The 24,443-nt window shown below is 75.6% G+C and carries 29 protein-coding genes; 12 read left to right on the plus strand and 17 right to left on the minus strand.

What is annotated here, in order from left to right; all coding sequences use genetic code 11:
* Positions 1–22 precede the first annotated feature (22 nt).
* The 3 genes from KPF22_RS10895 to KPF22_RS10905 form a co-directional block, all read right to left on the minus strand.
* Positions 23–223, minus strand: coding sequence for a hypothetical protein (locus KPF22_RS10895; protein ID WP_208826347.1), 201 nt, complete (start codon positions 221–223; stop codon positions 23–25).
* 280 nt (positions 224–503) lie between these two features.
* Positions 504–1,232, minus strand: a complete 729-nt coding sequence (locus KPF22_RS10900; RefSeq protein WP_224401964.1) for a response regulator transcription factor — start codon at positions 1,230–1,232, stop codon at positions 504–506.
* Entirely contained in the window at positions 1,229–2,353 is a 1,125-nt protein-coding gene (locus KPF22_RS10905; protein WP_224401965.1) for a sensor histidine kinase, read from the minus strand. Before KPF22_RS10905 ends, KPF22_RS10900 begins: the two co-directional genes overlap by 4 nt.
* A 112-nt stretch (positions 2,354–2,465) precedes the next feature.
* Here KPF22_RS10905 and KPF22_RS10910 point away from each other — a divergent pair, with 112 nt between their 5' ends.
* The 5 genes from KPF22_RS10910 to KPF22_RS10930 all read left to right on the plus strand — a co-directional run bounded on the left by KPF22_RS10910 (position 2,466) and on the right by KPF22_RS10930 (position 7,203).
* Positions 2,466–3,407, plus strand: a complete 942-nt coding sequence (locus KPF22_RS10910) for an ABC transporter ATP-binding protein (protein WP_224401966.1) — start codon at positions 2,466–2,468, stop codon at positions 3,405–3,407.
* Positions 3,404–4,177: an ABC transporter permease gene (locus KPF22_RS10915; protein ID WP_224401967.1), complete on the plus strand. Its 774-nt coding sequence runs from the start codon at positions 3,404–3,406 to the stop codon at positions 4,175–4,177. Before KPF22_RS10910 ends, KPF22_RS10915 begins: the two co-directional genes overlap by 4 nt.
* 130 nt (positions 4,178–4,307) lie before the next feature.
* Positions 4,308–5,726: a fatty acid desaturase gene (locus tag KPF22_RS10920; protein WP_224401968.1), complete on the plus strand. Its 1,419-nt coding sequence runs from the start codon at positions 4,308–4,310 to the stop codon at positions 5,724–5,726.
* Positions 5,726–5,917, plus strand: coding sequence for a ferredoxin (locus KPF22_RS10925; protein WP_224401969.1), 192 nt, complete (start codon positions 5,726–5,728; stop codon positions 5,915–5,917). The genes KPF22_RS10920 and KPF22_RS10925 overlap by 1 nt, the downstream gene beginning before the upstream one ends.
* A 71-nt stretch (positions 5,918–5,988) precedes the next feature.
* A complete protein-coding gene (locus KPF22_RS10930) occupies positions 5,989–7,203 on the plus strand; it encodes a CdaR family transcriptional regulator (RefSeq protein ID WP_224401970.1) in 1,215 nt (404 codons plus the stop codon).
* Positions 7,204–7,485: 282 nt separating this feature from the next.
* Here KPF22_RS10930 and KPF22_RS10935 read toward each other — a convergent pair whose 3' ends face one another.
* The 8 genes from KPF22_RS10935 to KPF22_RS10970 form a co-directional block, all read right to left on the minus strand.
* A complete protein-coding gene (locus KPF22_RS10935; protein ID WP_224401971.1) occupies positions 7,486–8,391 on the minus strand; it encodes a hypothetical protein in 906 nt (301 codons plus the stop codon).
* A gap of 272 nt (positions 8,392–8,663) precedes the next feature.
* Positions 8,664–8,846, minus strand: a complete 183-nt coding sequence (locus tag KPF22_RS10940; RefSeq protein ID WP_157818271.1) for a hypothetical protein — start codon at positions 8,844–8,846, stop codon at positions 8,664–8,666.
* A gap of 66 nt (positions 8,847–8,912) precedes the next feature.
* Positions 8,913–10,022, minus strand: coding sequence for an MSMEG_0565 family glycosyltransferase (locus KPF22_RS10945; protein ID WP_224401972.1), 1,110 nt, complete (start codon positions 10,020–10,022; stop codon positions 8,913–8,915).
* Between the two features lie 3 nt (positions 10,023–10,025).
* Positions 10,026–10,868 carry a carbon-nitrogen hydrolase family protein gene (locus KPF22_RS10950; protein WP_208824307.1) on the minus strand — a complete coding sequence of 281 codons (843 nt, stop codon included), beginning with the start codon at positions 10,866–10,868 and terminating at the stop codon, positions 10,026–10,028.
* A 1-nt stretch (position 10,869) separates the two neighbouring features.
* Positions 10,870–11,736 (minus strand): carbon-nitrogen hydrolase family protein, encoded by an 867-nt coding sequence (locus KPF22_RS10955; protein WP_224401973.1) that lies wholly within the window; start codon positions 11,734–11,736, stop codon positions 10,870–10,872.
* Complete coding sequence (locus KPF22_RS10960) at positions 11,733–13,259, minus strand: MSMEG_0567/sll0787 family protein (protein WP_224401974.1); 1,527 nt, start codon at positions 13,257–13,259, stop codon at positions 11,733–11,735. Before KPF22_RS10960 ends, KPF22_RS10955 begins: the two co-directional genes overlap by 4 nt.
* Before the next feature lie 3 nt (positions 13,260–13,262).
* Complete coding sequence (locus KPF22_RS10965; RefSeq protein ID WP_224401975.1) at positions 13,263–14,423, minus strand: MSMEG_0568 family radical SAM protein; 1,161 nt, start codon at positions 14,421–14,423, stop codon at positions 13,263–13,265.
* A 161-nt stretch (positions 14,424–14,584) separates the two neighbouring features.
* Complete coding sequence (locus KPF22_RS10970; protein ID WP_178374012.1) at positions 14,585–15,103, minus strand: MSMEG_0572/Sll0783 family nitrogen starvation response protein; 519 nt, start codon at positions 15,101–15,103, stop codon at positions 14,585–14,587.
* Positions 15,104–15,396: 293 nt separating this feature from the next.
* Between KPF22_RS10970 and KPF22_RS10975 the strand changes: the two genes are divergently transcribed.
* The 5 genes from KPF22_RS10975 (at position 15,397) to KPF22_RS10995 (ending at position 19,148) form a co-directional block, all read left to right on the plus strand.
* On the plus strand, positions 15,397–16,731 hold the full coding sequence (locus tag KPF22_RS10975) for an MSMEG_0569 family flavin-dependent oxidoreductase (RefSeq protein WP_224401976.1): 1,335 nt from the start codon (positions 15,397–15,399) through the stop codon (positions 16,729–16,731).
* Positions 16,732–17,454: an SH3-like domain-containing protein gene (locus KPF22_RS10980; protein WP_224401977.1), complete on the plus strand. Its 723-nt coding sequence runs from the start codon at positions 16,732–16,734 to the stop codon at positions 17,452–17,454.
* Entirely contained in the window at positions 17,451–18,038 is a 588-nt protein-coding gene (gene nthA, locus KPF22_RS10985) for a nitrile hydratase subunit alpha (protein ID WP_224401978.1), read from the plus strand. Before KPF22_RS10980 ends, nthA begins: the two co-directional genes overlap by 4 nt.
* Complete coding sequence (locus tag KPF22_RS10990; RefSeq protein ID WP_224401979.1) at positions 18,035–18,403, plus strand: nitrile hydratase accessory protein; 369 nt, start codon at positions 18,035–18,037, stop codon at positions 18,401–18,403. Before nthA ends, KPF22_RS10990 begins: the two co-directional genes overlap by 4 nt.
* Positions 18,404–18,587: 184 nt before the next feature.
* On the plus strand, positions 18,588–19,148 hold the full coding sequence (locus tag KPF22_RS10995) for a hypothetical protein (protein ID WP_224401980.1): 561 nt from the start codon (positions 18,588–18,590) through the stop codon (positions 19,146–19,148).
* Between the two features lie 6 nt (positions 19,149–19,154).
* On the opposite strand, the gene KPF22_RS11000 is transcribed toward KPF22_RS10995, so the two are convergent.
* A complete protein-coding gene (locus KPF22_RS11000; RefSeq protein WP_208824322.1) occupies positions 19,155–19,682 on the minus strand; it encodes a PaaI family thioesterase in 528 nt (175 codons plus the stop codon).
* Positions 19,679–20,161 carry a helix-turn-helix domain-containing protein gene (locus KPF22_RS11005; RefSeq protein WP_224401981.1) on the minus strand — a complete coding sequence of 161 codons (483 nt, stop codon included), beginning with the start codon at positions 20,159–20,161 and terminating at the stop codon, positions 19,679–19,681. The genes KPF22_RS11000 and KPF22_RS11005 overlap by 4 nt, the downstream gene beginning before the upstream one ends.
* 158 nt (positions 20,162–20,319) lie before the next feature.
* Here KPF22_RS11005 and KPF22_RS11010 point away from each other — a divergent pair, with 158 nt between their 5' ends.
* Complete coding sequence (locus tag KPF22_RS11010) at positions 20,320–20,898, plus strand: type 1 glutamine amidotransferase domain-containing protein (RefSeq protein ID WP_224401982.1); 579 nt, start codon at positions 20,320–20,322, stop codon at positions 20,896–20,898.
* A gap of 64 nt (positions 20,899–20,962) precedes the next feature.
* On the opposite strand, the gene KPF22_RS11015 is transcribed toward KPF22_RS11010, so the two are convergent.
* Complete coding sequence (locus tag KPF22_RS11015) at positions 20,963–21,322, minus strand: TraR/DksA C4-type zinc finger protein (RefSeq protein ID WP_224401983.1); 360 nt, start codon at positions 21,320–21,322, stop codon at positions 20,963–20,965.
* 278 nt (positions 21,323–21,600) lie between these two features.
* Here KPF22_RS11015 and KPF22_RS11020 point away from each other — a divergent pair, with 278 nt between their 5' ends.
* Entirely contained in the window at positions 21,601–22,398 is a 798-nt protein-coding gene (locus KPF22_RS11020) for an SDR family oxidoreductase (RefSeq protein ID WP_224402412.1), read from the plus strand.
* A 42-nt stretch (positions 22,399–22,440) separates the two neighbouring features.
* On the opposite strand, the gene KPF22_RS11025 is transcribed toward KPF22_RS11020, so the two are convergent.
* The 3 genes from KPF22_RS11025 to KPF22_RS33085 form a co-directional block, all read right to left on the minus strand.
* Complete coding sequence (locus KPF22_RS11025; protein ID WP_224401984.1) at positions 22,441–23,256, minus strand: sigma-70 family RNA polymerase sigma factor; 816 nt, start codon at positions 23,254–23,256, stop codon at positions 22,441–22,443.
* Between the two features lie 178 nt (positions 23,257–23,434).
* On the minus strand, positions 23,435–23,959 hold the full coding sequence (locus KPF22_RS11030) for a nuclear transport factor 2 family protein (protein WP_208824331.1): 525 nt from the start codon (positions 23,957–23,959) through the stop codon (positions 23,435–23,437).
* A 99-nt stretch (positions 23,960–24,058) separates the two neighbouring features.
* Positions 24,059–24,241, minus strand: coding sequence for a DUF1508 domain-containing protein (locus KPF22_RS33085; RefSeq protein ID WP_178374004.1), 183 nt, complete (start codon positions 24,239–24,241; stop codon positions 24,059–24,061).
* Positions 24,242–24,443 lie beyond the last annotated feature (202 nt).

A 24,443-nucleotide genomic window follows, 5' to 3' on the forward strand; every position in this document is an offset into this window, starting at 1 on the left:
GCCCATACCGGGCGCGGAAGCCTCAGATCCCGACGGTCGGCTGGTCCAGGCGGACCCGGGCCAGGCGCTCCACGAGCTCGGGCAGCGCGCCCACCGGGCTGCCCCGCAGGTCGTCGCAGGCCTGCGCGACGGCGGCGACCACGGCGTCGCGGCTGATGGCGGGACCGAGCTCGTCGAGCAGCCGACTGACGGCGTCGGTGGCCCGGGCGAGGTCAGGCGTCACCGCAGGCCACCGGCGGACCGGCGGCAGCTGTACGTCCGACGACGACACGAACGGAGTCCGGAACGGATACCCATCTGCGTGTCGGTCATGACGATCCTTCCGTCGATCTTCACCCGGTCGAGGGGTGGTTACCCCGGGAGCGGGCACCTCAATCGCGTCGGGACGGGTGAACCCGCGACCACGGAGCGCGATCATGACACCCTGTCCCGCTCCGGTACGGACCGCACGAGGCACTGTCCGGCGGGTTCCACCACCGCCGCGCCGCCGCCGGACGACCGGGTCAGGCCCCGCCGTGCTCGTCCCGTCCCCGTGGCGGGTCGAGCAGGCCGTGGTGCAGGGCCCGCAGCACCGCGCGGGTCCGGTCCCGCGTCCCCAGCTTCGCCAGCACGCTGGACACGTGGTTCTTCACCGTGCCCTCCGCCAGCACGAGGACCTGCGCGATCTCGCGGTTGCTGTGCCCGGCGGCGAGCAGCCGCAGCACCTCGACCTCGCGGGCCGAGAGGTCCTGCGGGGCGAGACCGGACACGTCGTCGGACGGGGGCGGGCCGTCGCGCACCGCCCGCAGCAGCCGGTCGGTGACGGCCGGGCTGATCAGGGTGCCGCCGTCGGCGAGGGTCCGCACCGCGCCGACGAGCTGGTCCAGGGTCACGTCCTTGAGCAGGTAGCCGCGGGCCCCGGCGCGCAGCGCGGACAGGACCAGCTCGTCGTCGTCGAAGGTGGTGAGGACGAGCACCGGCACGTCGAGCCCACGCGAGCGCAGCTCCGCCAGCGCCCACAGCCCGTCGTGACGCGGCATGCGCAGGTCCAGCAGCACCACGTCCGGCCCGTGCACGGCGACGGCGGCCACCCCTTCCGCGCCGTCCCCGGCCTCGGCGACGACCTCGACGCCGTCGGCCAGGCCGAGCAGCCCGCGGATGCCGTGGCGCACCAGGGTCTGGTCGTCGACGAGCACGACGCGGACCGTCGTGGCCCCCGGCCCGGCACCGCCCGGGCCCGCACCGGCCCTCACGGCAGCTCCGCGGTCACGGCGAACCCGCGCGGTACGGCCGGGCCCCAGTCGACGGACCCGCCGAACGCCCCGGCCCGCTCGGCCAGGCCGCGCAGCCCGTTGCCGGGGACCGCGCCGGCGGCGGCGCCACGGCCGTCGTCGCGGGCGGCCAGCCGCAGACCGCCGCCGGGCACGGGGGACAGGTCGATCCAGACGGTGTCGGCGTCGCCGTGCCGGATGGCGTTGGTGAGGATCTCCTGCACGCAGCGGACCACCGCGAGGGTGCGTTCCTCGTCGGCGGCGACCCCGTCGGCGACGTTCACGTGCACCACCGGGCGGGGCAGCTGCTCGCCGATCCGCTCCAGGGTGGCGGCCAGGTCGGGGGCGCGGCTGCGCAGCTGCCCGACGGTCGTGCGGACGTCGGCGAGCAGGTCACCGGCCAGCGCACGGGCCCGCGCGACGTGCCCGCCAGGGTCGTCGCCGGTGTGCGTCGCGATCTCCAGCTCCAGGGCGAGCGCGGTGAGCTGGTGCCCGACGAGGTCGTGCAGCTCCCGGGAGATCCGTAGCCGCTCCTGGGCCCGGCTGGTCTCGGCGAGCGCGGCGCCCGCGGCCGCGAGCTCGGCGTGCGCGGCGGCGAGGCGTCGTCGCGACTCCTCCTCGCGGTGCAGCGCCACGATGAGCAGCACCGAGGCGCTCTGCAGCAGCAGGTAGATCGCACCGGTGACCGCCGCGACCTGCACCGAGCTGCCCGCGACCAGCGCCGCCGCCGCGGCGACCCCGACGTTGCCGACGACGATCGCGGCGGTCACCGGGCCCCGCAGGTGGTAGGTGGAGACGGACGCGGTGACGACCAGGAGGATCGGCAGCCAGCCGAACTGCGCGCCGAGCAGGACCAGCGCCGCCGAGGCGAGCACCATCAGCGCGAGCAGCACGCGGACCGCGACCACCCCGACGACCTCGTCCAGCCAGCCCCCCACCACCAGCGCGAGGAGGAACGCGGCGTAGGTGGCCCACCACAGCCACGGCGGGCCCAGGGGGCTCGCGACCCCGGCGGCCTGCTCCAGCGCCACCGGGACGGCGAGGATGCCGCACAGGACGGTCATGATGAGCCCGGCCACGACGTTCGGGTCGATCCGGCGCATACCGGACACGGTAGGCCACGGTGCGGCGCGGGCACCGGTGCCGGAAGTCATGGTCCGGGGTCACGACGTCCGGCACTGACCCCGGCGCCGTCCGGCCGCCACCGTGGACGGCATGGATGCGATCGAGGTGCACCGGCTGCACAAGCGCTACGGCGACACGGTGGCCGCCGACGGGGTCGACCTGTCGGTGCCCGCGGGGTCGGTCGTCGGGCTGCTCGGACCCAACGGAGCCGGCAAGACGACGACCGTCGAGTGCGTCGCGGGGCTGCGCACCCCCGACTCGGGCACGGTGCGGGTGCTCGGGCTGGACCCGCACCGCGACCGGCGCGCCGTCCGCGCCGTCCTGGGGGTGCAGCTGCAGGAGGCCGCCCTGCACGACATGCTCACCGCCGCCGAGCTCGTGCACCTGCACCGGTCCCTGCACCGCACCGGGCGCGACCCGGCGGAGCTGCTCGACGCGGTCGGGTTGTCCGCGCACGCCGGGACCCGCTTCGACCGGCTCTCCGGCGGCCAGGCGCAGCGCCTGTCGGTGGCGCTCGCGCTGGTGGGGTCGCCCCGGGTGGTGGTCCTCGACGAGCTGACCACCGGCCTGGACCCGGCGTCCCGGGAGACCGTGCTCGACCTGGTGCGTGACCTCGCCGCCGACGGTGTCGCGGTGCTGCTGGTCAGCCACCGGATGGACGAGGTCGAGCGGCTCTGCGACCGGGTCCTGCTGCTCGACGCGGGCCGGGTCGTCGCCGACGCGACCCCGGCCGGGCTCGTCGCGGCCGCCGGGCTCGGGGAGTACGTCCGGTTCCGGACCGACGCCGCGTTCGACCGGGCCGCGTTGCTCGCCCTGCCCGGCGTCGCGGAGGTCTCCCGGGTCGGGCACGACGTCACCGTGACCGGCGGGGGCGGGCTGCTGGGCCCGGTCGGGGCCGAGCTCGTCCGGCAGGGCGTCGTGGCCACCGGGCTGCGTGTCGAGCGCCCCGGCCTCGACGAGGCGTTCCTGGCGCTCACCGGACACCGGAGCCGTGCGGACCGCCCGGCGACGGCGGGGGAGGTGGCGGCATGAGCGCCCCGGCCCGGTCCGGGCTGCCGCTCGCCGGGTGGCGGGCGCTCGTCGCCGCCGAGCTCAGGATGGTCGCCCGGGACACCGCGGGCCTGGTGGTCCCGTTGGTGCTGCCGCTGCTGATCCTGGTCATGGTCGGGGCCACCGCGCCGGAGCTGCCCCCCGACGTCCTCGGCGGCCGGTCGGTGGTGGAGGTCGTCGGGCTGCCGGTCGCGATCGCCACGGTGCTCGCACTGGTCGGCATGGTGAACGTCCCGAGCTTCGTGGCGGCCTACCGGCGCAGCGGGGTGCTGCGCCGGCTCGGGGTCACCCCGGCGGGCCCGGTCCCGGTGCTGGTGGCGCAGGCGGTGGTCGGGGTCGGGCAGGTCGCGGCCGGTGCCGGGGTCGCGCTGGCGGTCGCGGTGCCGGTGTTCGGCGCGCGGATGCCCGCCGCGCCGTGGGCGGCGCTGGGCGGGCTGGTCCTGGCCACGGCGGCGTTCTTCGCGGTGGGCGCGCTCGTCGCGGCGCTGGCCCCGACGGCGAACGCGGCCGTCGCGGGCGGTGTTCTGCTGTTCTTCGGCACCGGGCTGCTCGGTGGCATGTTCGGCGACCCGCGGAGCCTCCCCGGACCGCTCGCCGGGATCGGCCGGACCCTGCCCTACGGCGCGACGTCGGAGCTGCTCGGGACGGCGTGGCGCGGGGTCCCGCCGGACACCGGCGCCGTCGTCGGGCTGGTCGTCGCGGTGCTGGTCGGGGCGGTGGGCGCGGTCCGGTTGTTCCGCTGGGACCGCTGACGACCTGCGCGTTCGGTCCGCGGGACCGAACGTGGCGCCGATGTTCGGTCCCGACGACCGAGGAATCGTGCGCCGATCTCCCTATCGTCTGCCCCGACGTTCCGTCAGAGCCGACGCGAGGAGGAATCCGATGCGGACCTATGCACTGTCCGAACCGGTGGACGGTCAGCACACCTGGCACGACGGCAAGCGCTACGCCTGGCTGCTGGGTCTGCTGGTCCCGGTCCTGCCGTTCCTCGCGATCGGTCTGCACCTGGCCACCGGCTGGTCGGTGGCGCTGTGGCTGGGTCCGATCGTCGTGCTCGGCATCGTCCCGACGATCGACCTGTTCGCGGGCAAGGACCCGACGAACCCGCCGGACGAGGTGATGGAGGAGCTGGAGGAGGACCGCTACTACCGCTGGGTCACCTACGCCTACCTCCCGCTGCAGTACGCGGGCCTGTTCGCCGGGATGTTCTACATCGCCACCGCCGGGGCGCCGGTCGTCGGCAACATCGGTCTCGCGGTCACCCTCGGCACCGTCGCCGGCGTCGCCATCAACACCGCCCACGAGCTGGGCCACAAGCGCGAGGACGTGGAGCGCTGGGCCGCCAAGATCGCGCTCGCCCCGAGCTTCTACGGCCACTTCTACGTCGAGCACAACCGCGGGCACCACGTGCGCGTCTCCACCCCGGACGACCCGGCCTCGGCCCGGATGGGCGAGAGCTTCTACCGCTTCTGGCCGCGCACCGTGTTCGGCTCGCTGACCAGCGCCTGGCGTCTGGAGCGCAAGCGCTACGCCCGCCGCGACCGGCACCCGTTCCGGATCGGCAACGACGTCCTCAACGCCTGGCTGATGTCGGTGGTGCTGTGGGGCGCGATCATCGCCTCGTTCGGCTGGGGCGTGCTGCCCTACCTGCTGATCCAGGCCGTCTTCGGGTTCACCCTGCTCGAGCTGGTGAACTACATGGAGCACTACGGGATGCTGCGCCAGAAGGTCGGCCCGCCGGACCGCCGCCGCTACGAGCGCGTGCTGCCCGAGCACTCCTGGAACTCCAACAACATCGCCACCAACGTGCTGCTCTACCACCTGCAGCGACACTCCGACCACCACGCGAACCCGGTCCGCCGGTTCCAGACGCTGCGCGACTTCCCGGAGGCCCCGGTCCTGCCGACCGGCTACACCGGGATGATGCTGGCCGCGACCGTCCCGCCGGTGTTCCGCCGGCTGATGGACCCGCTGGTGGTGGCGCACTACGACGGCGACCTGCGCTACGCCAACCTGCAGCCCGGCAAGCGTGACGAGCTGCTCGCCGCCTACCCGCCGCCCGCCGACCCGGCCCCGGTCGCCGACACCGCCGCCGACGTCACCCGCCGCGCGCAGAGCGACGCCGTCACCGCGGCCCGCTGCCCCGGCTGCGGGTACACCTACGAGGTCGCCGCGGGCAACGAGGCCGAGGGCTTCCCGGCGGGAACCCCGTGGTCGCAGGTCCCCGACGACTGGTGCTGCCCGGACTGCGGGGTCCGCGAGAAGGTCGACTTCGTCGCGCTGACCACCGAGGAGGTCTGATGCGCATCGTCGCCGACCTCGACGCCTGCCAGGGCATCGGGATGTGCGAGGCCATGGCCGACGGCTGGTTCGAGGTGGGGGCGGACGACGTGGTCGTCGTCCGCGACGAGCACCCGCCGGAGTCCGAGCGGGCCCACGTCGACGCCGCCGTGCGCGCCTGCCCCGCCCGCGCACTGGCCCTGGAGAACTGAGCACCTCGCCGCGACGCCCGCCCGGCACCGGATCCCCGGAGCCGGGCGGGCGTCGCGCTACGGTCGGCCCCGTGTCGACGGTGACCGCCCTGCTCGCCCGCCTCGCCACCGAGGTCCGCGACGACGTCGAGGCGCTCGGTGCGCGGGTGCTCGTCGAGATCGACGCCGGGCTGCCCGAGCTCGGCCGCGACCCCCGCGTGCGCGAGCTGCTGGTCGCCACCGTGCAGGGCTCCCTGGAAGGGGCGCTGGTCGTGCTGACCGGCCGGGCCCAGGACGACGTGCCGCTGCCCCCGGTCGCCGGGGAGCTCGCCCGCCGACTCGCCCAGCAGGGGGTCCCGGTCACGGTCGTCCTGCGGGCCTACCGGCTGGGCCAGTCGGTGTTCCAGCAGGAGCTCATCGGCCGCATCGCCGGGTCCGGGCTGGGGACAGCCGAGGTCGGGGACGCCGTCCGTGCGCTCACCGCGGTCGCCTTCGGCTACGTCGACCGGGTCTCCGAGGAGATGGTCGCGGTCCACCAGGCCGAACGTGACGGCTGGGTCCGCCGCCGCGACGCGGCCCGCCTCGCGATGGTCGACGCGGTGCTCGCCGGGCGCGGTGGCACCGTCACCGAGGTCGAGGCGGCGCTCGGGCACCCGGTCGCGGGGGAGCACCTGGCCGCGGTGCTCTGGGTCGACCCGGACGCCCCCGATCCCGGCCGGGCCCTGGAACGTGCCGTCGCCGACGTCGGCGCCGCCCTCGGCTGCACCCGCGCCCCGCTCGTCGTCGCCCCGGACGCGGTCACGTCCTGGGCCTGGTACCCGGGCACGGGCGGGCCGGCGACCCTGCCGCCCGGACCGGTGTCGGTCGCGCTCGGCGGGCCCGGCCGCGGCCTCGACGGGTTCCGCGGCGCGCACCGCCGGGCCCGCCGGGTGCAGGAGGTGGTCACCGCCGCCGCTCCCGCCGCCCGGCTCCCGGTCACCACCGCCGACGACCTCGGCCCGCTGCTGCTGCTCGACGCGGGCACCGACCTGCTCGCCGACCGGGTCGCCGAGATCCTCGGCGACCTCGCGATCGACGACGAGCAGCACGCCCGGCTCCGCGACACCCTCGCCGCCTACCTGCGCGGCGGCGGCAGCCTCGTCGCGGCGGCGGGCGAGCTGCACCTGCACAAGAACACCGTGCAGTACCGGCTGCGCCGCGCCGAGGAGGTCCGGGGCCGGCCCCTCGGCGACGACCGGCTCGACGTCGAGGTGGCGCTCCTGGCCTGCCGGGTCCTCGGGGCGACCGTGCTGCGCCCGGCCGACTGACCGGCTCCGCGCGCCGACCCGTCGGCTGCCCCGGTGATCCGCCGGGCCACGGTGATCCGCCGGCTTCGCTGATCCGCCGGCTTCGCTGATCCGCCGGTCGCGCGTCGGCCCGCCGGTCGCGCGTCGGCCCGCCGGCTGCGTGCCGGCCCGCCGCCCCGGCAGCAATCCCTCCTGCCGCGTGCCGATCCGTTGTCCGCGTGCTGATCCACCGGCCGCGCGGTGATCCGTTTCGCGCGCGCGTCCGGACACGCGCGGGCAACGGATCACCACGCGGGGCACGGATCATGCTGCCCGCGGGAGCCGCTGCGCGACGCCGGCGAAGTCGTCGAGCTCGTCCCAGGTCCAGCGCACGACCGTCCGGATACCGGGCCGGGCCCGCAGGGCGTCCTCCCGCCGTTTCTCCCGGACGACGGCGTCGGCCGCGCTCTCTCCCGGGCGTCGCGACCGCCCGTACTTGCCAAGGCCGTCGAACTCCCCGACCACCCCGTGGTCGGGCCACCAGAAGTCGACGACCCCGGTCCGGTGGCCCCGCTCGTCGAGCACGGGATGCTGCAGCACCGGGCTCGCCACGTGCAGGCGGGCCATCCGGACGCGACTGCGTGACTCGCCCGGTCCGTCCGCGCGGGCGTCGGCGAAGGCGACGACCGCCCGGGCCCGGCCGACGCCGTGGCGCCCGCAGGCGGCGAGTACCGCATCCCGCAGCCGGTCCGGCGTGACGAGGTGGCGGTGCAGGGCCGCGTCGGCGACGGCCACGGCGGTCTCGAACGGTGCCGTGCGGGCCACGTCGACGACGGTGCGGGCCACCGACGTCGTCGCGATGCCGCGGACGTCGACGACCTCGTCGGCGGACAACGGGGAGGCGTGCACGCGCAGCCGCGGCCCGCCGCGCCCGCCGGACGCGCCGTCCCGGGTGACGTGCACCGTGGTCAGAGGCACGCCCCAGACCGGCAGGCCGTGTCGAACGGCGGCGGACGGACCGCTGACCACGGCCCCGGGGGCGAGCGAGGGGACCGTCGCCTCCACCAGCGTCGCGTGCCGCGTCGAGGCGAACCGCAGACGCTCGTCGCCGGTCTCCAGGTACACACCGGGGCCGATCCCCGTCCATCGCCCGCTGCGCAGGGCGGCGCGGATCTCGGCCTCGGTCGTCCCGAGTCTCAGCAGGTCGCGGCGCAGCAGCGGTTCGTCCACGGCCCCGACCCTGCCCGCGCCCGGCGCCCGCGCCGGAGCGGATCCGCCACCTGTGGAGCATTCCCGCGATTGTGGACGGGCACCCGATGATCGCCCTGTCGCGCGGTGATCCGCTCGGCGCGTGCGTCCGGACACGCGCGCCGAGCGGATCACCGCGCGCGCAGCGGATCATGGCTCGGGCGGAGGACCGGCGCGCGGGCGACCGATCAGCGTGCGGGCGGCGGAGCACCGCGGCAGCGGCGGACCTGTGGAGGGGCCGGGCGGGCGGTGGGTCAGAGCTCGCCCGCGAGCACCTCGTGGCCGCGCAGCCGGGGCAGCCGCAGCACGACGGCGTCGCGGTCGTCGCGGGTGGGGCGGGTGCAGTGCGGGCAGCGGACCCCGGCGGCGTCGCCGTGGCGGGCGGCGCGGCACAGGGGCACGACGGTGGCCGGTGCGGGTGCCTCGTGAGCAGGCATCGGCGTACCCCCGGGACGTCGTCGTCGTGTGGTCACCCCAGGCTAGCGCAGTCGGTGTGGTCCCCGTCACCCCGTCGTCGTCACGCCGCGGTCGGCGAGGTGGGTCCGGTAGAGGCCGGCGTGCCGGTCCGCGGCGGCGGTCCAGGTGTGGTCGGCGGCCAGCGCGCGACCGGCGGCCGCCCGCCGCGGGTCGGGGGCGGCCAGCGCGTCGGCGAGCGCGGCGGCGAACCCGGCGGGGTCGCGGGCGAACCGTGCCGCGTCGCCGAACACCTCGCGCAGCACCGGCAGGTCCCGGGTCACCAGCGGGACCCCGGCGGCCAGTGCCTCCATCGCGGCCAGGCCGAAGCCCTCCTTGGCCGACGGGAACGCGAACGCCGCCGCACCCGCCATCAGGCCGGGCAGCGCGTCGTCGTCGACGGGGCCGAGGATGTCCGGGACGACGCCCAGCTCGTCGGCCCGGGCGAGCACCCGGGCGCGGTAGTCGCGGTAGTCGAACAGCGTCTCGCCGCCGCCGATCACCAGTCGTGCACCGGGCCCGAGCAGCGCCATCGCCTCGACCAGGTCGGCGGTGCCCTTGCGCGGCTCGATCCCGCCGACCGAGAGCACGTAGCGGCCGAACCGGGCCCGCCACGGCGCGCCGGCGCCGGCGGCCCGGGCGAACCGGGCGGCGTCGACGCCGTTGCCGATCACCGTCGCCTCCCGGCCCCAGCCGGCGCGCACCTCCGCGGCGACGGCGCGGGAGACGCACACCAGCGCGGCCGGGTGCACCAGCGCGCGTTCGTGGCAGGCGGCCAGCTCGGGGGTGCTGAACTCGTCGAGGTGGTGCACGGTGCGCAGCAGCGAGCCGTAGCCGTGCGCGCGGCCCTCGGCGTTGGCGGACAGACAGTCCTGGGCGTGCCGCACGTCGACCGCGGGGGCGTCGGCCAGCCCGGCGGCCAGCAGGTCGATCGAGCGGAGGATGCGGGCACCGACCGTCTCGCCGTCGATCTCCGGAACCGGGACCAGATGCACCGCGACGCGGGGGTCGACGGCTCGGAAGAAGCCGGTGTCCCCGCCCCGGGCCAGGGAGAACACCGCGACCTCGTGCCCGGCGGCGGCGAGCGCCTCGGCCAGCGCGAGGGTGTGCACGACCCCGCCGCGCGGCTTGGTGGAGTAGGTGGACAGCCGTATCCGCACCGCTCAGCCCCGGTACAGGTCGGGTCGGCGTTCCTTGAGGTGGTGCAGCACCGCGCGGGCGGAGGCGATCATCTCGTCGGGTTCGACGTCGGTGACGGCGAGCCCGCCCTTGGACCAGGTGCGGGCCAGGATGTCCCCGCCCGGCCCGACGACCTTCGCCCGGCCCAGGAAGTGCAGGGAACCGTTGCGCCCGCTCTGGTTCGCCGAGAGCAGCAGCACCTGGTTCTCGGCGGCGCGGGACTGGTCGTAGAGGTCGAACAGCCGGGCCTGGCGGTCCTGCGCCATCCGGGGGGCCCGGTTGGTCAGCGAGGTCGGCCAGGCCGACAGGCAGGCCAGCAGCTGCGCGCCGTCGAGCGCGAGCGAGCGGGCCGACTCGGGGAAGGTCTTGTCGTGGTCGATGAGCATCCCCATCCGCCCGGCGGGGGTGTCGAACGCGGTGAACCCGTCCCCGGCGGCGAACAGCCCGGCGACGCCCGCGGGCTGGTGCACCTTGCGGTGCCTGCCGAGCACGCCGTCCCCGGTCAGGCAGACCGCGGAGTTCCACCGCACGCCCGGCTCGGGGCCGGCCTCGCAGAACCCGACGCACACCACCATCTCCCGGGCGAGCGCGGCGACCGCGCGCACCTCGGGGCCGTCCGGGTCGAGCTCGGGCGGCAGCACCGCGCCGTCGTCCGGGTCGGCGGGATCGGGGCTGCGCAGGTCGTGCACGTAGCCGCCGAGCGCGCCGTCGGGCAGCACCAGCACGCTCACGCCCTGCTCCCGGGCGTGCGCGACGATCACACCGATCCGCTCCAGGTCGAACGCGACGTCGCGGGTGAAGTTCGCGGCCGCCGCGGCGACGCGCACCTCACACCCCCGCGCGGACCGGGCCCGGCCCGTAGGTCGCCGGACGGCGGTCACGCAGGTGCCCCATCACGCGGCGGGCCGCGTCCACCTCCGCGTCCACGTCGACGGTCGCGACGGCGAGTCCGGCCTCGCTGCCGGTCGTCGCCAGCACCTCGCCCCCCGGGTCGACGATCTTGGCGCTCGCCACCAGCTGCATGTCGCCGAACGTACCGGCCTGGTTGGCCGAGACCCAGACGAACTGGTTCTCCAGTGCCCGGGAACGGTCGTGCAGGTCGAAGCGACGGGCCCACCGGTCCTCGGCGAGGACCGGGGCACGGTTGGTCCGCGACGCCGGCCACGCGGACAGGCACAGCACGGTCCGGGCGCCGTCGTCAGCCAGTGCACGGGCCGCCTCGGGGAACGCCTTGTCGTAGCAGATCATCATGCCGGTCCGGCCGTACGGCGTGTCGAACGCGGCGAACCGGTCACCCGCGGCGTAGCTGGAGTTCTCGTTGATCGGCTGGTGCACCTTGCGGTGCCGCCCGAGCACCCCGTCCCCGGTGACGGCGACACAGGAGTTGTAGGGCCGCCCGCCGGACGCGGCGTCCCCGGTCTCGCAGTACCCGGCGGCGACGACCATGTCCCCGGCCAGTGCGACCAGCCGCCGGACCTCCGGTCCGTCCGGGTCCAGCTGCGGGGGCCGGTCGGCGGGGGTGCCGGGCACGTCGTGCAGCGACGACAGGTAGCCGCCCATCGCCGCCTCGGGAAGCGCGAGCACCTGCACCCCGGCCGCGCGGGCCCGGTCGATCGTGGCGGCGATGCGGGCGAAGTCCTCGTCGAGGTCGCGGACGAAGCCCTGCGCGGCGGCGCCGAACGTCGTGGGCGTCATCGAATCTCCTCGGGGTGGTGGACGGGGGCGCCGGCGCGGCCCATGCCGGTGACACCCGCGGTGACGGCCTCGGTCTGCTCGCCGTCGGGCCAGCGCAGCCGGACCCCGGCACCGGCGACGAGCTCGCCGCACTCGGCGGAGACCGCGGGGCCCGCGTCGGGGGCGGGTGCGCCGGGGTCGTCCGCGGTGAGCAGGCCGAACCCGGGGAAGCAGGTGAACCAGTCGCCCGCGGTGGCGCCGTCCGGCCGGGGGACGGCGGCGACGTCGAGGACGGCGCCGACGCCGGAGGCCTCGGCGAGCATGCCGAGGGTGCCGGCGAGCCCGGCCATCGACACGTCCTTCGCCGCGGCGGGGCGGTGCGGTGCGTCCGGACCGATGGCGCCGACGGTCGCGGCCAGCTCGGCGCGGGTGCGCGAGGTCGTCGAGTCCCACTGGCGTCCGGTGTAGCCGGGCCGCCAGCCGCCGCCGAGATCGGTGGCGAGCCGCACCCGGTGCCCGGGCCGCCCGCCGCCGGCGGGGACGGGGCGGTCGGTGCGTCCGAGCGCGGTCAGCGACAGCGCCGCGGGCACGTCGAGCTGGGTGTGCCCGCCGAGCAGCGGGACGCCGTAGGCGTCGGCCGCCGCGCGTACCCCGCTCAGCACGCGGTGGGCGAAGGAGGCGTCCCGGGCGCCGACGGCGTCGAGCAGCCCGACCGGGGCGGCACCCATCGCCGCGAGGTCGTTGACGTTGACCAGCACCCCGGCCCAGCCCGCCCACTCCGGGTCGCGCTCGACCATCGCCGGCACGATCGCGTCGCAGCAGGCCACGACGTCGGTGCCCGGCACGGGGGCGCCGTCGTCGCCGACGAACCCGGCCGGGCCGAGGCCGCCGACCAGCGCACCCAGCGGTGCCTTGGTGGCGACGACGAGGTCCTGGACGCGGGTCACCGGCCACCGCATCGTGACGTGCGGGGCCCCGGCGACCTCGCAGTCGCGGACCCGGGTCCAGCCGAGCCGGTCGAACAGGACCGCGCCCGCGGCCTGGACGTCGGCGTCGAAACGCAGGACGCCGGCGGCCTCGGCACGCGCGCAGGCGGCGCGCACCAGTGCTGCCCCGACGCGGACCCCGGTGCGGCGTCGCGCGGTGGGGGCGACGACCAGCCTGCTGCCGGTCCACCACCCGATGTCGGGGTGGGCCGCCCGGGCCGGGCCGAGGCGCACCCCGCCGAGCAGGGTCCCGTCGGCGTCGTGGGCGAGCAGGACGACCACGCGCGGGTCGGCGTCGTGGTCGTCGAGGTCGGCGGTGGGCCGGTCGGGGAACAGCCCCTGTTCGACGCAGAACACCGCGCGGCGCAGCGCCCGGTACCCGGCGACGCCGGAGTCGCCCGCGTCGTCGGCGCGGGCCTCGCGGATAGTCACCGGCGGGGTGTCGGTGCCGGCGACCGGGCGGCCGCCGAGCAGCTCGTCGGCGATCCAGCGGGGGGCGGGGGTCAGGTGACGGGGCGCCCCGCTCACGAAGCGGGGGCGGGGGTCGGTGGTGCTCATGGCTCAGCCCCCCGCCGCCGACAGCGCACTGCACGCCCCGCAGGCCGCGCAGCCCGCGGCCTGGTCGGCGCCGCGCATCCCGGCGGCGCGGAGCACCGCGGCGACCCGGCCGGTGACGTCGGCGAGCAGGTCCGGGTCGGGAGCGGGAACCCCGTCGGCGAACGCGAGGGTGCCGGGCAGCGGCCGGTAGGGGACCACGAAGGGGTACACCCCGGCCGCGACGAGCTCCGCGGCGCCGGCGACGAGCTCGTCGGGGTCCTCCCCGAGGCCGACGATCAGGTAGGTCGACACCGAGTTCGGGCCGAACACCCGTACGGCCTCGTCCCAGGCCGCCCGGTACTGGGACAGCCCGACGGTGGCCTTGCCGGGCATCCAGCGGCGGCGGACGTCGTCGTCGAGGGACTCGACGTGGATGCCGATCGCGTCGGCGCCCGCGGCGGCCAGCTCGGCGAGCACGCCGAGGTCGTCGGGGGCGGGCGGCTCGCACTGGACCTGGATCGGCAGCCCGGGGACCCGTTCGCGGATCGCGCGCACGCAGCGCAGCAGGTGCCGGGCACCGCGGTCGCGACCGTTGGAGGTGCCGGTGGTCAGCACCATCTGGCGCACCCCGTCCAGGCGGACGGCGGCCTCGGCGACCTCCGCGAGCTGGTCGGGTGTCTTGACCGCCGTGGTGGCGCCGGACTCCAGGGACTGCTCGATGGCGCAGAAGCGGCAGCGGTCCGCCTCGCCGTAGCGCACGCAGGTCTGCACCACGGTGGAGGCGAGCACGTCGTCGCCGTGCAGGCGGGCGATCTTCTCGTAGGAGATGCCGTCGGCGGTGGTGAGGTCGTAGAACGCCGGCCGGGCGACGGTGTCGACGGCGACGCCCATGTCGGTCACGCCGCCGCCGGGCTCGCGGCGCAGCAGCCGCCCGTCCCGGAGCCGGTAGGGGGAGTCGGCGACGATCGGCACGGTGGTGGCCAGCCCGTCGACGAGCACGTGACCGTCGGCGGACGGCCCGGCCCCGCCGGGGCGGCGGAGCGGGATGACCGACCCGAGGTCGGTCACGCCGGTGGGGCGCCCAGGTCCGGTGTCGGACACGGTGTCGGGGTCGAGCCCCACGCCGCGGACGGCCAGCTCGGCGCGGGCCCGCAGACCGGGCTCGGTACGGGACGGTGCGGACATGCGGACGGACCTCCGGGGATGTGACGGGCCGGGTACGGCGGGGTGCGACCGGCGCACCCGCCCGCGCCGAGATGCAGCCCACGGCTGCCGCGACGGACGACGCGGCGCCCTGAGCTGCATCTCGGTGCGGATGCGGGACGCGGTGGCGTCCCGCCGTGTCCTCAGAGCTGGTACGTCGAGTTGATGATCGCGCCCTTGCGGGCGTAGTGGATGAGCGCGTCCTGGACGTCGAGCGGGTGCGTCGGGATGACGCCCTCGATCAGGTCCTCCTCACGGGCACCGTGCAGCGACAGCCCGAAGCGGCAGCAGAACACCTTGCCGCCCTCGCTCATGAACGTCTTGAGCTGGTCGTTGATGTTGTGCTCGCCGGGGAACGCGGACGTGCCGGTCGTCGGGAAGCCGCGGGTGGCCAGGCAGTTCAGCGAGCCCGGACCGTAGAAGTACATGGCCGACTCGAACCCCTTGCGCAGCGCACGGGTCGCCTGCAGCACGGCCACGAAGCTGACCGAGGACTCGTGCGCGATGCCGTGCACCAGGGTGAAGTAGGTCTCGCCGTCCTCGGCCTGCAGGTCCGGGAAGACCTTCGTGCCGCCGTAGATGCTCGAACCTTCGGGCAGCGAGGGGTGCGGGATCTCCTCGAGGCTCTTCTTCTCGACGTCGGACAGCTCGGCGCTGGTCATGGGGATACTCCTCGTGGTGTGACGGATCCACGCCGGGAATACGGGTGCGTGGGAGCGCCGGGGTAGGGAGAATGCGATGGAATCGGGTCCCACCGTTTCCGGCGAGCACTACGACACCAGTGATCTGTTGCCGGAACGTTGAGAGCGGACTACGACGACAATTCCGGATCAGCTTTTTGTGACCGTCGTGTTGCGTAACACGGGGCAATGTTCCCGTCGTCCGAACGACACGATTCGGTAATACGACAGGTCGACCGTGGGGCCGTTCCCCTGATCCCCCACGAGGAGGCCCCATGACCGCGGTGATCCGGCGCGAGGACCGGCGCACTCCGCCGACCGAGCTCGACGGCGAGCACCGGACGGTGGTCGTCGTCGGCGGCGGACAGGCGGGGCTGTCGATGAGCCGCTGCCTGGACGTGCGCGGCATCGACCACCTCGTGCTCGAACGCGACGTCGTCGCCTCCTCCTGGAAGCGGCACCGCTGGGACACGTTCAGCCTGGTCACGCCGAACTGGCAGTGCGACCTGCCGGACTTCCCCTACGCCGGGCCGGACCCGCACGGGTTCATGGTCCGCGGCGAGATCGTCGACTACCTGGAGGCCTACCGGGCGTTCGTCGACCCGCCGCTGCTCGAGGGCGTCGCGGTGACCCGGCTGCACCGTGACGAGCGGGGGACCTTCGTCGTGGAGACCTCCGCCGGGACGTGCACCGCCGACCAGGTCGTCGTCGCCACCGGCGGCTACCACACGCCGCTCACCCCGCCGCTGTCCGAGCCGCTGCCGGCCGGCATCACGCAGATCGGGTCCCAGGACTACCGCAACCCCGGCCAGCTGCCGCCGGGGGAGGTGCTGGTGGTCGGGTCCGGGCAGTCCGGCGCCCAGATCGCCGAGGACCTGCACCTGGAGGGGCGCAGGGTGCACCTCGTCGTCGGGCACGCGCCGCGGGTGGCTCGCTTCTACCGGGGCCGTGACGTCACCGACTGGCTCGACGAGATGGGTTACTACCGGATGCCGGTGACCCGGCACCCGCGCCGCGAGGCCGTGCGCGCCCAGGCCAACCACTACGTCACCGGGCGCGACGGCGGTCGCGACATCGACCTGCGTCGCTTCGCCGCCGAGGGCATGCAGCTCTACGGTGCGCTGACCGACCACGCGGGCGGCCGGCTCACCTTCGCCCCCGACCTGGAGTCCTCACTGGACCACGCCGACGAGGTCAGTGAGTCCATCAAGGACACCATCGACGGCTGGATCGCCGAGCAGGGTGTCGACGCGCCGGTCGAGGAGCGCTACACCCCGGTGTGGCGTCCGGAGCGCGAGGTCACCGAGCTGGCGCTCGACGGCTCCGGGATCACCTCCGTGGTGTGGTGCATCGGGTTCCGGCAGAACTTCTCCTGGATCGACCTGGGGGTGTTCACCGGCCGTGGCTCGCCGGTGCACAGCCGGGGCGCGACGGCCGTCCCCGGGCTGTTCTTCCTGGGTCTGCCCTGGCAGTGGACCTGGGGGTCCGGGCGGTTCTCCGGGGTGGGCGCGGACGCGGCGTTCCTCGCCGAGCGGATCCGCTCGCAGCGCGGTCTGACCTCGACCGGCGGCCGCGGCGACGTCTGCAACGTCCTCGCCCTGGGGTCCTGAGTGGACAATCCCGACGACTCGTCCGACCTGGGGGGCGCCTCCGGCTGGGGGCGGGTCACGGCGCCGGCCGACGTCGAGCCGGAACCGCCCTTCGGTGAGCCGTGGCAGGGCCGGGCCTTCGCGCTCACCGCGCTGACCATGGGTCGCATCTCCGGGCGCAACCTGGACGCGTTCCGGCACGCACTGTCCCGGTTGGACCGCGCCCGCTACCACGACGACGGCTACTACGGCCGCTGGCTGCACGCCGCCGAGCTGATGCTCGTCGACTCGGGCGTCCTGGCGCGCGGCGCGGTGGAGGCACGGGCCCGGCGCGGTCGCGGCGAGGACGTGCCCGAGCCGGCCGACCCCCCGGTCGCGAAGCCCGACTACGCGCCCACCGCGCCCGGGTCGCTGCGGACCGTCGACGCCGCGCCGCGCTTCGCCCCCGGCGACCCGGTCCGCGCCCGCCGCGAGCCCCCGGACGTCGCTCCGCCCGCACCGTCGGCGGGCCCGGTCGGCCGCGGGCCGTGCAAGCTCCCGCGCTACCTGCGCGGGACGCCCGGCGCCGTGACCGCGGTGCGGCCCGCACACGTGCTGCCCGACACCCACGCGGTGTTCGCCGGTGAGCACCCCGAGCACGTGTACACCGTCGCGTTCGCCGCGCCGGACGTGTGGGGCCCCGGCGCGGACCCGCACGTCACCGTGCACGCCGACCTGTTCGAGTCCTACCTGGAGCCACGATGACCGACGACGATCCCGGTCCGGCGCTGCGCACCGCGGCGCTGGAGGAGCTGCTGGTCGAACGGGGGCTGGTGGACCCGGCCGTCGTCGACGGGTTCGTGCGCACCTACGAACGCGACGTCGGCCCGCTGAACGGCGCGACGGTCGTCGCCCGCGCCTGGACCGACCCGCGGTTCCGGGAGTGGCTGCTGCGCGACGGCACCGCGGCCATCGCCTCGCTGGGGTTCACCGGACCGCAGGGCGAGCACATGGTGGTGCTCGAGCAGACCGAGCAGGTGCACCACGTCGTGGTCTGCACGCTGTGCTCCTGCTACCCGTGGCCGGTCCTCGGGCTGCCCCCGAGCTGGTACAAGGACCCCGCCTACCGCGCCCGGGTCGTGCGGGAGCCGCGGACCGTGCTCGCCGAGATGGGGCTCGACGTGCCCCCGGAGCGGCGGATCGAGGTGTGGGACTCCTCGGCCGAGGTCCGCTACCTGGTGCTGCCGCGCCGGCCCGCGGGCACCGACGGACTCACCGCCGAGCAGCTCGCCGGGCTGGTCGGGCGGGACGCGATGGTCGGGGTCGCCGAGGCGGTGGAGCCGTCGTGAGCGCTCCGCTGCTCGACGTCGCGGGCCCCGCCGCCCCGCCGCGCGCCAACGGCGAGCTGGTGTTCACCGCGCCCTGGGAGGGACGCGCGTTCGGGCTGGCCGTCGCGCTCGCCGAGGCGGGGGTGTTCACCTGGGACGGCTTCCGCGACCGGCTGGTCGCGCGGATCGCCGCCGACCCCGCCGCCCCCTACTACGGCTGCTGGCTCGCCGCCTGCGAGGACGCGCTCGTCGCCGCGGGTCGGCTGGGCGGGGCCGACGTGTCCACCCGGGCCGCGGGCCTCGCCGCCCGCCCGGCCGGGCACGACCACGCCGGGCACGACCACGCCGTTCACGGCCATGGGCACGGCCACGGTCACGGCCGGTAGGAGAACGTCCACCCGTGGTGACGGAATGGTGCGGTGGACGCATTCCGCGCACTACCCCACGCGAATGCGGAACGGAACCGGGCCGACCCGAACGGGGCCGTGCGCGACCCGGCCGGTGTCACCGCTCGATAACCGATCATGTCTTCGCGGGGCCGATGCCCCGATGCGCGGATAGATTGGGGTCATGAGCGGATCCGGGTCGGTGGTCCTGCGGACCGTCGCCTGGTGTGCCGGGGTCCTGCTGGTGGGTGCCGGAGTGCTGGCCGCCGTCGTCGTCGGGTTCGGCGCGTTCGTCGCGCCGGGGGAGGCGCGCGCGTCCCGCGAGATCGACCCGGCCACCGAGTTCGCCCGGCTCGTCGTCGACGACCCGGCCGCCGCGCTGCGTTCGTGCACCCCCGCCCGCGGGACCCTCGTCGACGCGCTGTCCGGCGCGCTCCCGGTCGGTGCGGTGCCCGGCGCCGACCGGTTCACCGCGACCGACGGGGACCTCACGTTCGTCTCGGCGCCGATCACCGGCACGCTGCGCGGCGCCGGGGACCGCGCCGTCTGGGTGTGGGGGCGGCAGGGCTTCGCCGCCGTCACCGACGACGCGCGCGCCCTCACCCCCGGGCTCCCCGGGCCGTCGCTCTACGCCACCGGCCCGGACGCGGCCGGCGCGGTCCGCTCCGCGACCTGTGTGGAGGCCGCGCAGCGCGCCGACCGCTCCGGCAGCGCGCCGACCCAGGGCCCGGTCGCGCCGCGCTGAGACGGCTCAGCCGCCGGGCAGGATCAGGCAGCTCGACGTGGCCTCGCCCAGCAACCGGCCCCCGGCGTCGGTCAGCTCGGCCCGGGCCAGCGCGGTGCGGCGCCCGGCCTGCACGACGTGGCCGGTGCACGTCACGGTGCCGGTGTCGACGGTGATCCGGCGCAGGAAGCGCACCGACAGGTCCAGGCTGGTGTAGCCGGTCCCGGCGGGGAGCGTGGAGTGCACCGCGCACCCGCAGGCGGAGTCGAGCAGCGTGGCGTACACCCCGCCGTGCACCGAGCCGATCGGGTTGTACTGGTGCTCGCCGGGCTCGAAGGCGAACGCGACGCGCCCGTGCTCGGCGGAGACGGCCCGGAACCCGACGAGGCTCGCGATGGGCGCCCCGGGGAGGCGGCCGTCGACGATCCGGCGCAGGTACTCCAGTCCGTCCAGACCGGACGCGGCGGCGGCGAGCACCATCGGGTCGGTCCACTCGTGCTCGCGGCGGCGCGTGGCGGTGGCCGGGCCGGTCGTGGGTTCTGCTGCGGAGGTCATCGTGGCTCCTGCTCGGGGACGGGGGCTCCGGGGCCCGGTTCGAGGTGGACGTCGTCGGCGCGGCCCAGGCGGTGTCCGGCGGCGCACACGCTCACCAGGCGTACCGGGGCACCACAGCCGGTGTGCACGCGGACCACGGGCGGGCCGGCGTCGCCGGCGAGGTGCCGGTCGCCGAAGTCCATGAGCGCGGCCAGGACCACGCCCAGGTCGCGGCCGCGGCGGGTCAGGCGGTACTCGGCGCGGGTCCGGGCGCCGGGCTCGCGGTAGTCCACCCGTTCGACGACGCCGTCGCCGACCAGCTCGGACAGCCGCCGACTCAGGACGGTGCGTGCGACGCCCAGGCCGTGGGCCAGCTCGTCGAAGCGGGCGACCCCGCGGCCGAGGTCGCGCACGATCAGCACCGTCCACGGGTCGGCCAGCAGCGCCGCGGTGCGGGCCACCGAGCACACCTGGGACGCGGCCGCCGTCCGTGCGTCCATCCCCGCCTCCTGGGTATCGCTGCGCTACTCAGATGGCAGGGTAGCCCGGCGCGGCGCACGGCGACAGTGCCCGGTCCCGTCGTGCGCGATTGATCGTGCGCACAGCGGGAAGTCGGGAGGGGACAACACACGAGCACGAGACCGAGGAGGAACCCACGGTGGCGAACGAACTGCAGGGCCGGACCGTCGCGATCCTGGCCACGGACGGCGTGGAGAAGGTCGAGCTGGTCCAGCCCCGCGAGGAGCTGCAGAAGGCCGGCGCCCGGGTCGAGGTGGTCTCGCTGTCCACGGACCCGATCCAGTCGATGTCGGCCGACATCAACCCGGACGAGAAGCTCGACGTCGACCGGGCCGTCGCGGACGTGTCCGCCGACGACTACGACGCGCTGGTACTGCCCGGCGGCACCGTGAACCCGGACAACCTGCGCGCCGACGCCACCGCGGTGGCGTTCGTGAAGGCCTTCGTCACGGCGGGCAAGCCGGTCGGCGCGATCTGCCACGGCCCGTGGACGCTGGTCGAGGCCGACGTGGTGAAGGGCCGCACCCTCACGTCGTTCCCGAGCATCCGGACCGACCTGCGCAACGCGGGCGCGACCGTCGTCGACGAGCAGGTCGTCAACGACAGGGGCCTGGTCACCAGCCGCAACCCCGACGACCTTGACGCGTTCTGCGCGAAGCTGATCGAGGAGTTCGCCGAGGGGAAGCACCCGGTGCACCCGGAGGGTGCGACCGCCTGACCCACCCGCACGACGCCGACGGGCCCGGCACCCCGAGCGGGTGCCGGGCCCGTCCGCGTCCGGGTCAGCCCTCGACGGGGCCGGCCATCTGTGCGGCGTCCTCCGGGTGGTCGCGGCACCGGTCGGTGTCGGGGCGCGCCTCCAGCCGCTCGTCGTCGATCTGCTCGCCGCACACGTCGCAGCGTCCGTGCTCGCCCTTGTCCAGACGGGTCAGCGCTGCCCGGACCCGCGCGGTGCGGGCCCGGCGGGTGTTCTCGTCGAGGTCGTGGGCCATGGTCTCGTAGGCCCGCGAGCCTTCGTCGCCGAAGTCGAGACCCTCGCCGACGCGGTCGTCACCCGGCGCCGGCCGCTCGGTCACCGCCGAGCTGTCCTCCAGCTGGTCCAGCTCCTCGGTCAGCAGGGTGCGTGCCCGCTGCGCGTCCATCGGGTCTCCTCTCGTGCCGCGCGACCGGACGGCCGCACGGGGACCGGACTACCCCACCGGCGGGCGCGCACACGCACGCCGTTTCGCCCCGGGCGACGCGGGTAGGCGCGGCGTGGCCGACGGGCGCGGCCGTGGTCCTCCCCGGTCGCACCGCCGGCGCACCGTCCCGGCCCGTCGGCGGGTTCGTCCCGTCGCCGGTCACGGACCGATCGAGAGGGAGCCCCGTGTCCGACAGTCCGCCCGCCCAGCAGCAGAGCCCGCCCGGTGACACCGGTGCGATGGACCCCCGGCCCCGCGACGAGATGCGCGGCTACCAGGGCCGCGACCTGCTCGCCGGCACCGTCGCCCTGGTCACCGGCGGTGACTCCGGCATCGGGCGCGCGGTGTGCGTCGCGTTCGCCAAGGAGGGCGCCGACGTCGCCCTGGCCTACCTGGAGGAGCACGACGACGCCGAGCACACCGCCGGGCTCGTCCGCGCCGAGGGGAGGCGCTGCCTGACCCTTCCCGGGGACCTCGGGGACGCCGCGCACTGCGCCGACATCGTGCGGCGCACCGTCGAGGAGCTGGGCGCGCTCGACACCGTCGTGAACAACATCGCCACCCAGGAGCCGGTCGACGCGCTCACCGACATCGAGGACGACGCCTGGCTGCGGACCTTCGAGGTCAACATCCACAGCTACTTCCGGGTCACGAAGGCGGCCCTGGAGCACCTGCCCGACGGCGGCGCGATCGTGAACACCGGATCGATCAACGGCCTGCGCGGGAACAGGAGCCTCATCGACTACTCGGCCACCAAGGGCGCGGTGCAGTCGCTGACCTACTCGCTCGCGCAGTCGCTGACCCCCCGCGGCATCCGGGTCAACTGCGTCGCCCCGGGTCCGGTGTGGACGCCGCTGATCCCGGCGACCATGCCGCCCGACACGGTCGACGGATTCGGCGAGCAGACCCCGATGGGTCGTCCCGCGTCCGCGGACGAGATCGCGCCGTCATTCGTGTTCTTCGCGGCGCCGCGGCTGTCGTCGTACTACACCGGTGAGGTGCTCGCACCGGTCGGAGGGGAGACCCTGCCGGGCTGAGCGTCCGGGCCCCGCCGCGGCCGGCGGCCCGGCGGGATTCCTCTAGTCGTCGGCCAGCCGCTCGCGCAGCCGCGCGAGGGTCCGTGACAGCAGCCGCGAGACGTGCATCTGCGAGATGCCCAGCTCGGTGGCGATCTGGGACTGGGTCCGGTCGCCGTAGAAGCGCAGGACCAGCATCCGACGCTCCCGTTCGGGCAGCTCGTTGAGCGCCGCACGCATCCCGGGGCCGTGCGCCGCGAGGTCCAGGGCCGGGTCGTCGGAGCCCATCCGCTCGGCGAGCGACAGGCCCTCACCGGAACCGTCGTCGCCGACCGGCGCGTCCAGGGACTTGGCGTGGTGCGACTCCAGCGCGCCGAGCGCATCGACGACCTCGCCGACCGGCACGCCCGCCTCGGCCGCGATCTCCGACGGGCGGGGCGGGCGACCGAGCCGCTGCCCCATCTCGTCGGCGACCCGGCCGACGGTGACGGCGAGCTCCTTGAGGTCGCGCGGCACCCGCACCGCCCACGAGTAGTCGCGCAGGTGGCGCTTCATCTCACCGCGGATGCTCGGCACCAGGTAGCCGAGCGGGCCGCCGGTCGCCGACGCCGGGTCGTAGCGGTCGACCGCCTTGACCAGGCCGAGCATTCCGGCCTGCTCGATGTCCTCGACGCCCCGGCCGGGGGCGGCGAAGCGCCGCGACAGGTTGCGCACGAGCGGACGGAACTCGCGGATCACGTGCTCGCGCAACGCATCGCGGCCCGGCGTGCCCGGTTCGGTCACGGCCAGCTGGTCGAGATCGGGGATCAGGTCGTCGTAGCCCCGCCGGCCGTCGCGGGAGGTCGTCGCGGGCCGGGTGGGTAGAGTGGGACTCTGCATGGTCCCTCGCAATCGCCGATGGCAGGTGCGGGGTCCGCTGCACGGTTGAACGGATCTCGTATGGACCGGTGGGCGGGCGGACCCGCGTCGGCGGTGTCCTACGTGCCCGGTGCCGGCAGCCCGACCGTAACCCCGGTCCGGGCGGTCCACAACCCCGGGGCGGGGACCGCGGTCCGGCTCAGGCCCGGGCGTGCGGCGGCGTCACGAACACCGCGGTGTCGTAGTAGGTGCGCAGGGCGGTGACCGTGCCCGAACCGTCCTCGTCGGTGGCGTCGGTGAGATCGAGGACGGTGACACCGCGCACGGTCACCGGGCCGCCCCCGGCGAGTACGGCGTCGCTGTGCCATTCCAGTGCGACCGAGTCCCCGGTCTGCACGGCGTGGCGGAAGGTCGTCGCGACGTGGTCGAACGGGGAGCGGTACTCCTGCCAGAACGCTCGGAGATCGGTGCGGGCCCCGCGGCCGTCGAGGCGCTCGGCCGTGGCGTCGTCGCGGAAGCGGGCGAGCAGGTCCTCCGCCCCGCCGTCCCGCTCGAACGCCTGCAGTGCGTCGGCGAAGCCGCGGACCCGCCGGTCGGTGAGTGCCGTGTCGTCGGGGCCGGGGTGGTCGCGGCCGGAGTCGTCCAGGTCGGTGTCCCGGTGCGGTGTGTCGCCGGGCGCGGCGTCGGCGGGTGCGGAGTCGTCCGGTGCGGTGTGTCGCTGCATGGTGCGCGACTACCCGCCGGAGGCGTTCCGACCCGTCTCGGACCGGACGCGTCCGGCGGGCTGCCGTCGGGGCCGCGACACCGGCCCCGGCAGGTCCGCTCAGGCGTCGGTCTCGACGACGGTGGCGCCCTCGGCGGCGCGCTGGACCGCCTCGCAGCCCTTGTGGGCGGCCGACTTGCTCTCGTAGGCCTCGCCGACGGCGACGACCTGCCCGTTGCTCGCCTTCAGCCGGAACCGGAACTTCCCGCCCCGGTCCTCGTACACCTCGAACTTGCCTGCCACAGGGGCCTCCTCGGCTTGATCGACCACCGATGGTTGGTGCGAATGGCCGCGCACGTTAGCCCAGATGGCGTTGCGACGGGCAACGGAGTGTGCCCCTCGTCGGGGCGGGCCGGGCAACCCTCCCGGCGTGTGAGGGTAGAGTCCGGTCCTTCGACGGCCTGGCCGGTGCACGTGCCGGGCCGTCCCGGCGGGAAGAGGAGGG

Source organism: Pseudonocardia sp. ICBG1034 (assembly GCF_020131375.1).
In the GTDB taxonomy this organism is placed as follows: Bacteria; Actinomycetota; Actinomycetes; order Mycobacteriales; family Pseudonocardiaceae; genus Pseudonocardia; species Pseudonocardia alni.

What these genes read in the sequence shown, in the direction of transcription:
- KPF22_RS10905 (WP_224401965.1), bottom strand. Translation starts at nt 2,353, where the DNA reads ATGCGCCGGATCGACCCGAACGTCGTGGCCGGGCTCATCATGACCGTC.
- KPF22_RS10910 (WP_224401966.1), top strand. Translation starts at nt 2,466, where the DNA reads ATGGATGCGATCGAGGTGCACCGGCTGCACAAGCGCTACGGCGACACG.
- KPF22_RS10915 (WP_224401967.1), top strand. Translation starts at nt 3,404, where the DNA reads ATGAGCGCCCCGGCCCGGTCCGGGCTGCCGCTCGCCGGGTGGCGGGCG.
- KPF22_RS10920 (WP_224401968.1), top strand. Translation starts at nt 4,308, where the DNA reads ATGCGGACCTATGCACTGTCCGAACCGGTGGACGGTCAGCACACCTGG.
- KPF22_RS10925 (WP_224401969.1), top strand. Translation starts at nt 5,726, where the DNA reads ATGCGCATCGTCGCCGACCTCGACGCCTGCCAGGGCATCGGGATGTGC.
- KPF22_RS10940 (WP_157818271.1), bottom strand. Translation starts at nt 8,846, where the DNA reads ATGCCTGCTCACGAGGCACCCGCACCGGCCACCGTCGTGCCCCTGTGC.
- KPF22_RS10955 (WP_224401973.1), bottom strand. Translation starts at nt 11,736, where the DNA reads ATGACGCCCACGACGTTCGGCGCCGCCGCGCAGGGCTTCGTCCGCGAC.
- KPF22_RS10960 (WP_224401974.1), bottom strand. Translation starts at nt 13,259, where the DNA reads ATGAGCACCACCGACCCCCGCCCCCGCTTCGTGAGCGGGGCGCCCCGT.
- KPF22_RS10965 (WP_224401975.1), bottom strand. Translation starts at nt 14,423, where the DNA reads ATGTCCGCACCGTCCCGTACCGAGCCCGGTCTGCGGGCCCGCGCCGAG.
- KPF22_RS10970 (WP_178374012.1), bottom strand. Translation starts at nt 15,103, where the DNA reads ATGACCAGCGCCGAGCTGTCCGACGTCGAGAAGAAGAGCCTCGAGGAG.
- KPF22_RS10975 (WP_224401976.1), top strand. Translation starts at nt 15,397, where the DNA reads ATGACCGCGGTGATCCGGCGCGAGGACCGGCGCACTCCGCCGACCGAG.
- nthA (WP_224401978.1), top strand. Translation starts at nt 17,451, where the DNA reads ATGACCGACGACGATCCCGGTCCGGCGCTGCGCACCGCGGCGCTGGAG.
- KPF22_RS10995 (WP_224401980.1), top strand. Translation starts at nt 18,588, where the DNA reads ATGAGCGGATCCGGGTCGGTGGTCCTGCGGACCGTCGCCTGGTGTGCC.
- KPF22_RS11000 (WP_208824322.1), bottom strand. Translation starts at nt 19,682, where the DNA reads ATGACCTCCGCAGCAGAACCCACGACCGGCCCGGCCACCGCCACGCGC.
- KPF22_RS11005 (WP_224401981.1), bottom strand. Translation starts at nt 20,161, where the DNA reads ATGGACGCACGGACGGCGGCCGCGTCCCAGGTGTGCTCGGTGGCCCGC.
- KPF22_RS11015 (WP_224401983.1), bottom strand. Translation starts at nt 21,322, where the DNA reads ATGGACGCGCAGCGGGCACGCACCCTGCTGACCGAGGAGCTGGACCAG.
- KPF22_RS11020 (WP_224402412.1), top strand. Translation starts at nt 21,601, where the DNA reads ATGGACCCCCGGCCCCGCGACGAGATGCGCGGCTACCAGGGCCGCGAC.
- KPF22_RS11025 (WP_224401984.1), bottom strand. Translation starts at nt 23,256, where the DNA reads ATGCAGAGTCCCACTCTACCCACCCGGCCCGCGACGACCTCCCGCGAC.
- KPF22_RS11030 (WP_208824331.1), bottom strand. Translation starts at nt 23,959, where the DNA reads ATGCAGCGACACACCGCACCGGACGACTCCGCACCCGCCGACGCCGCG.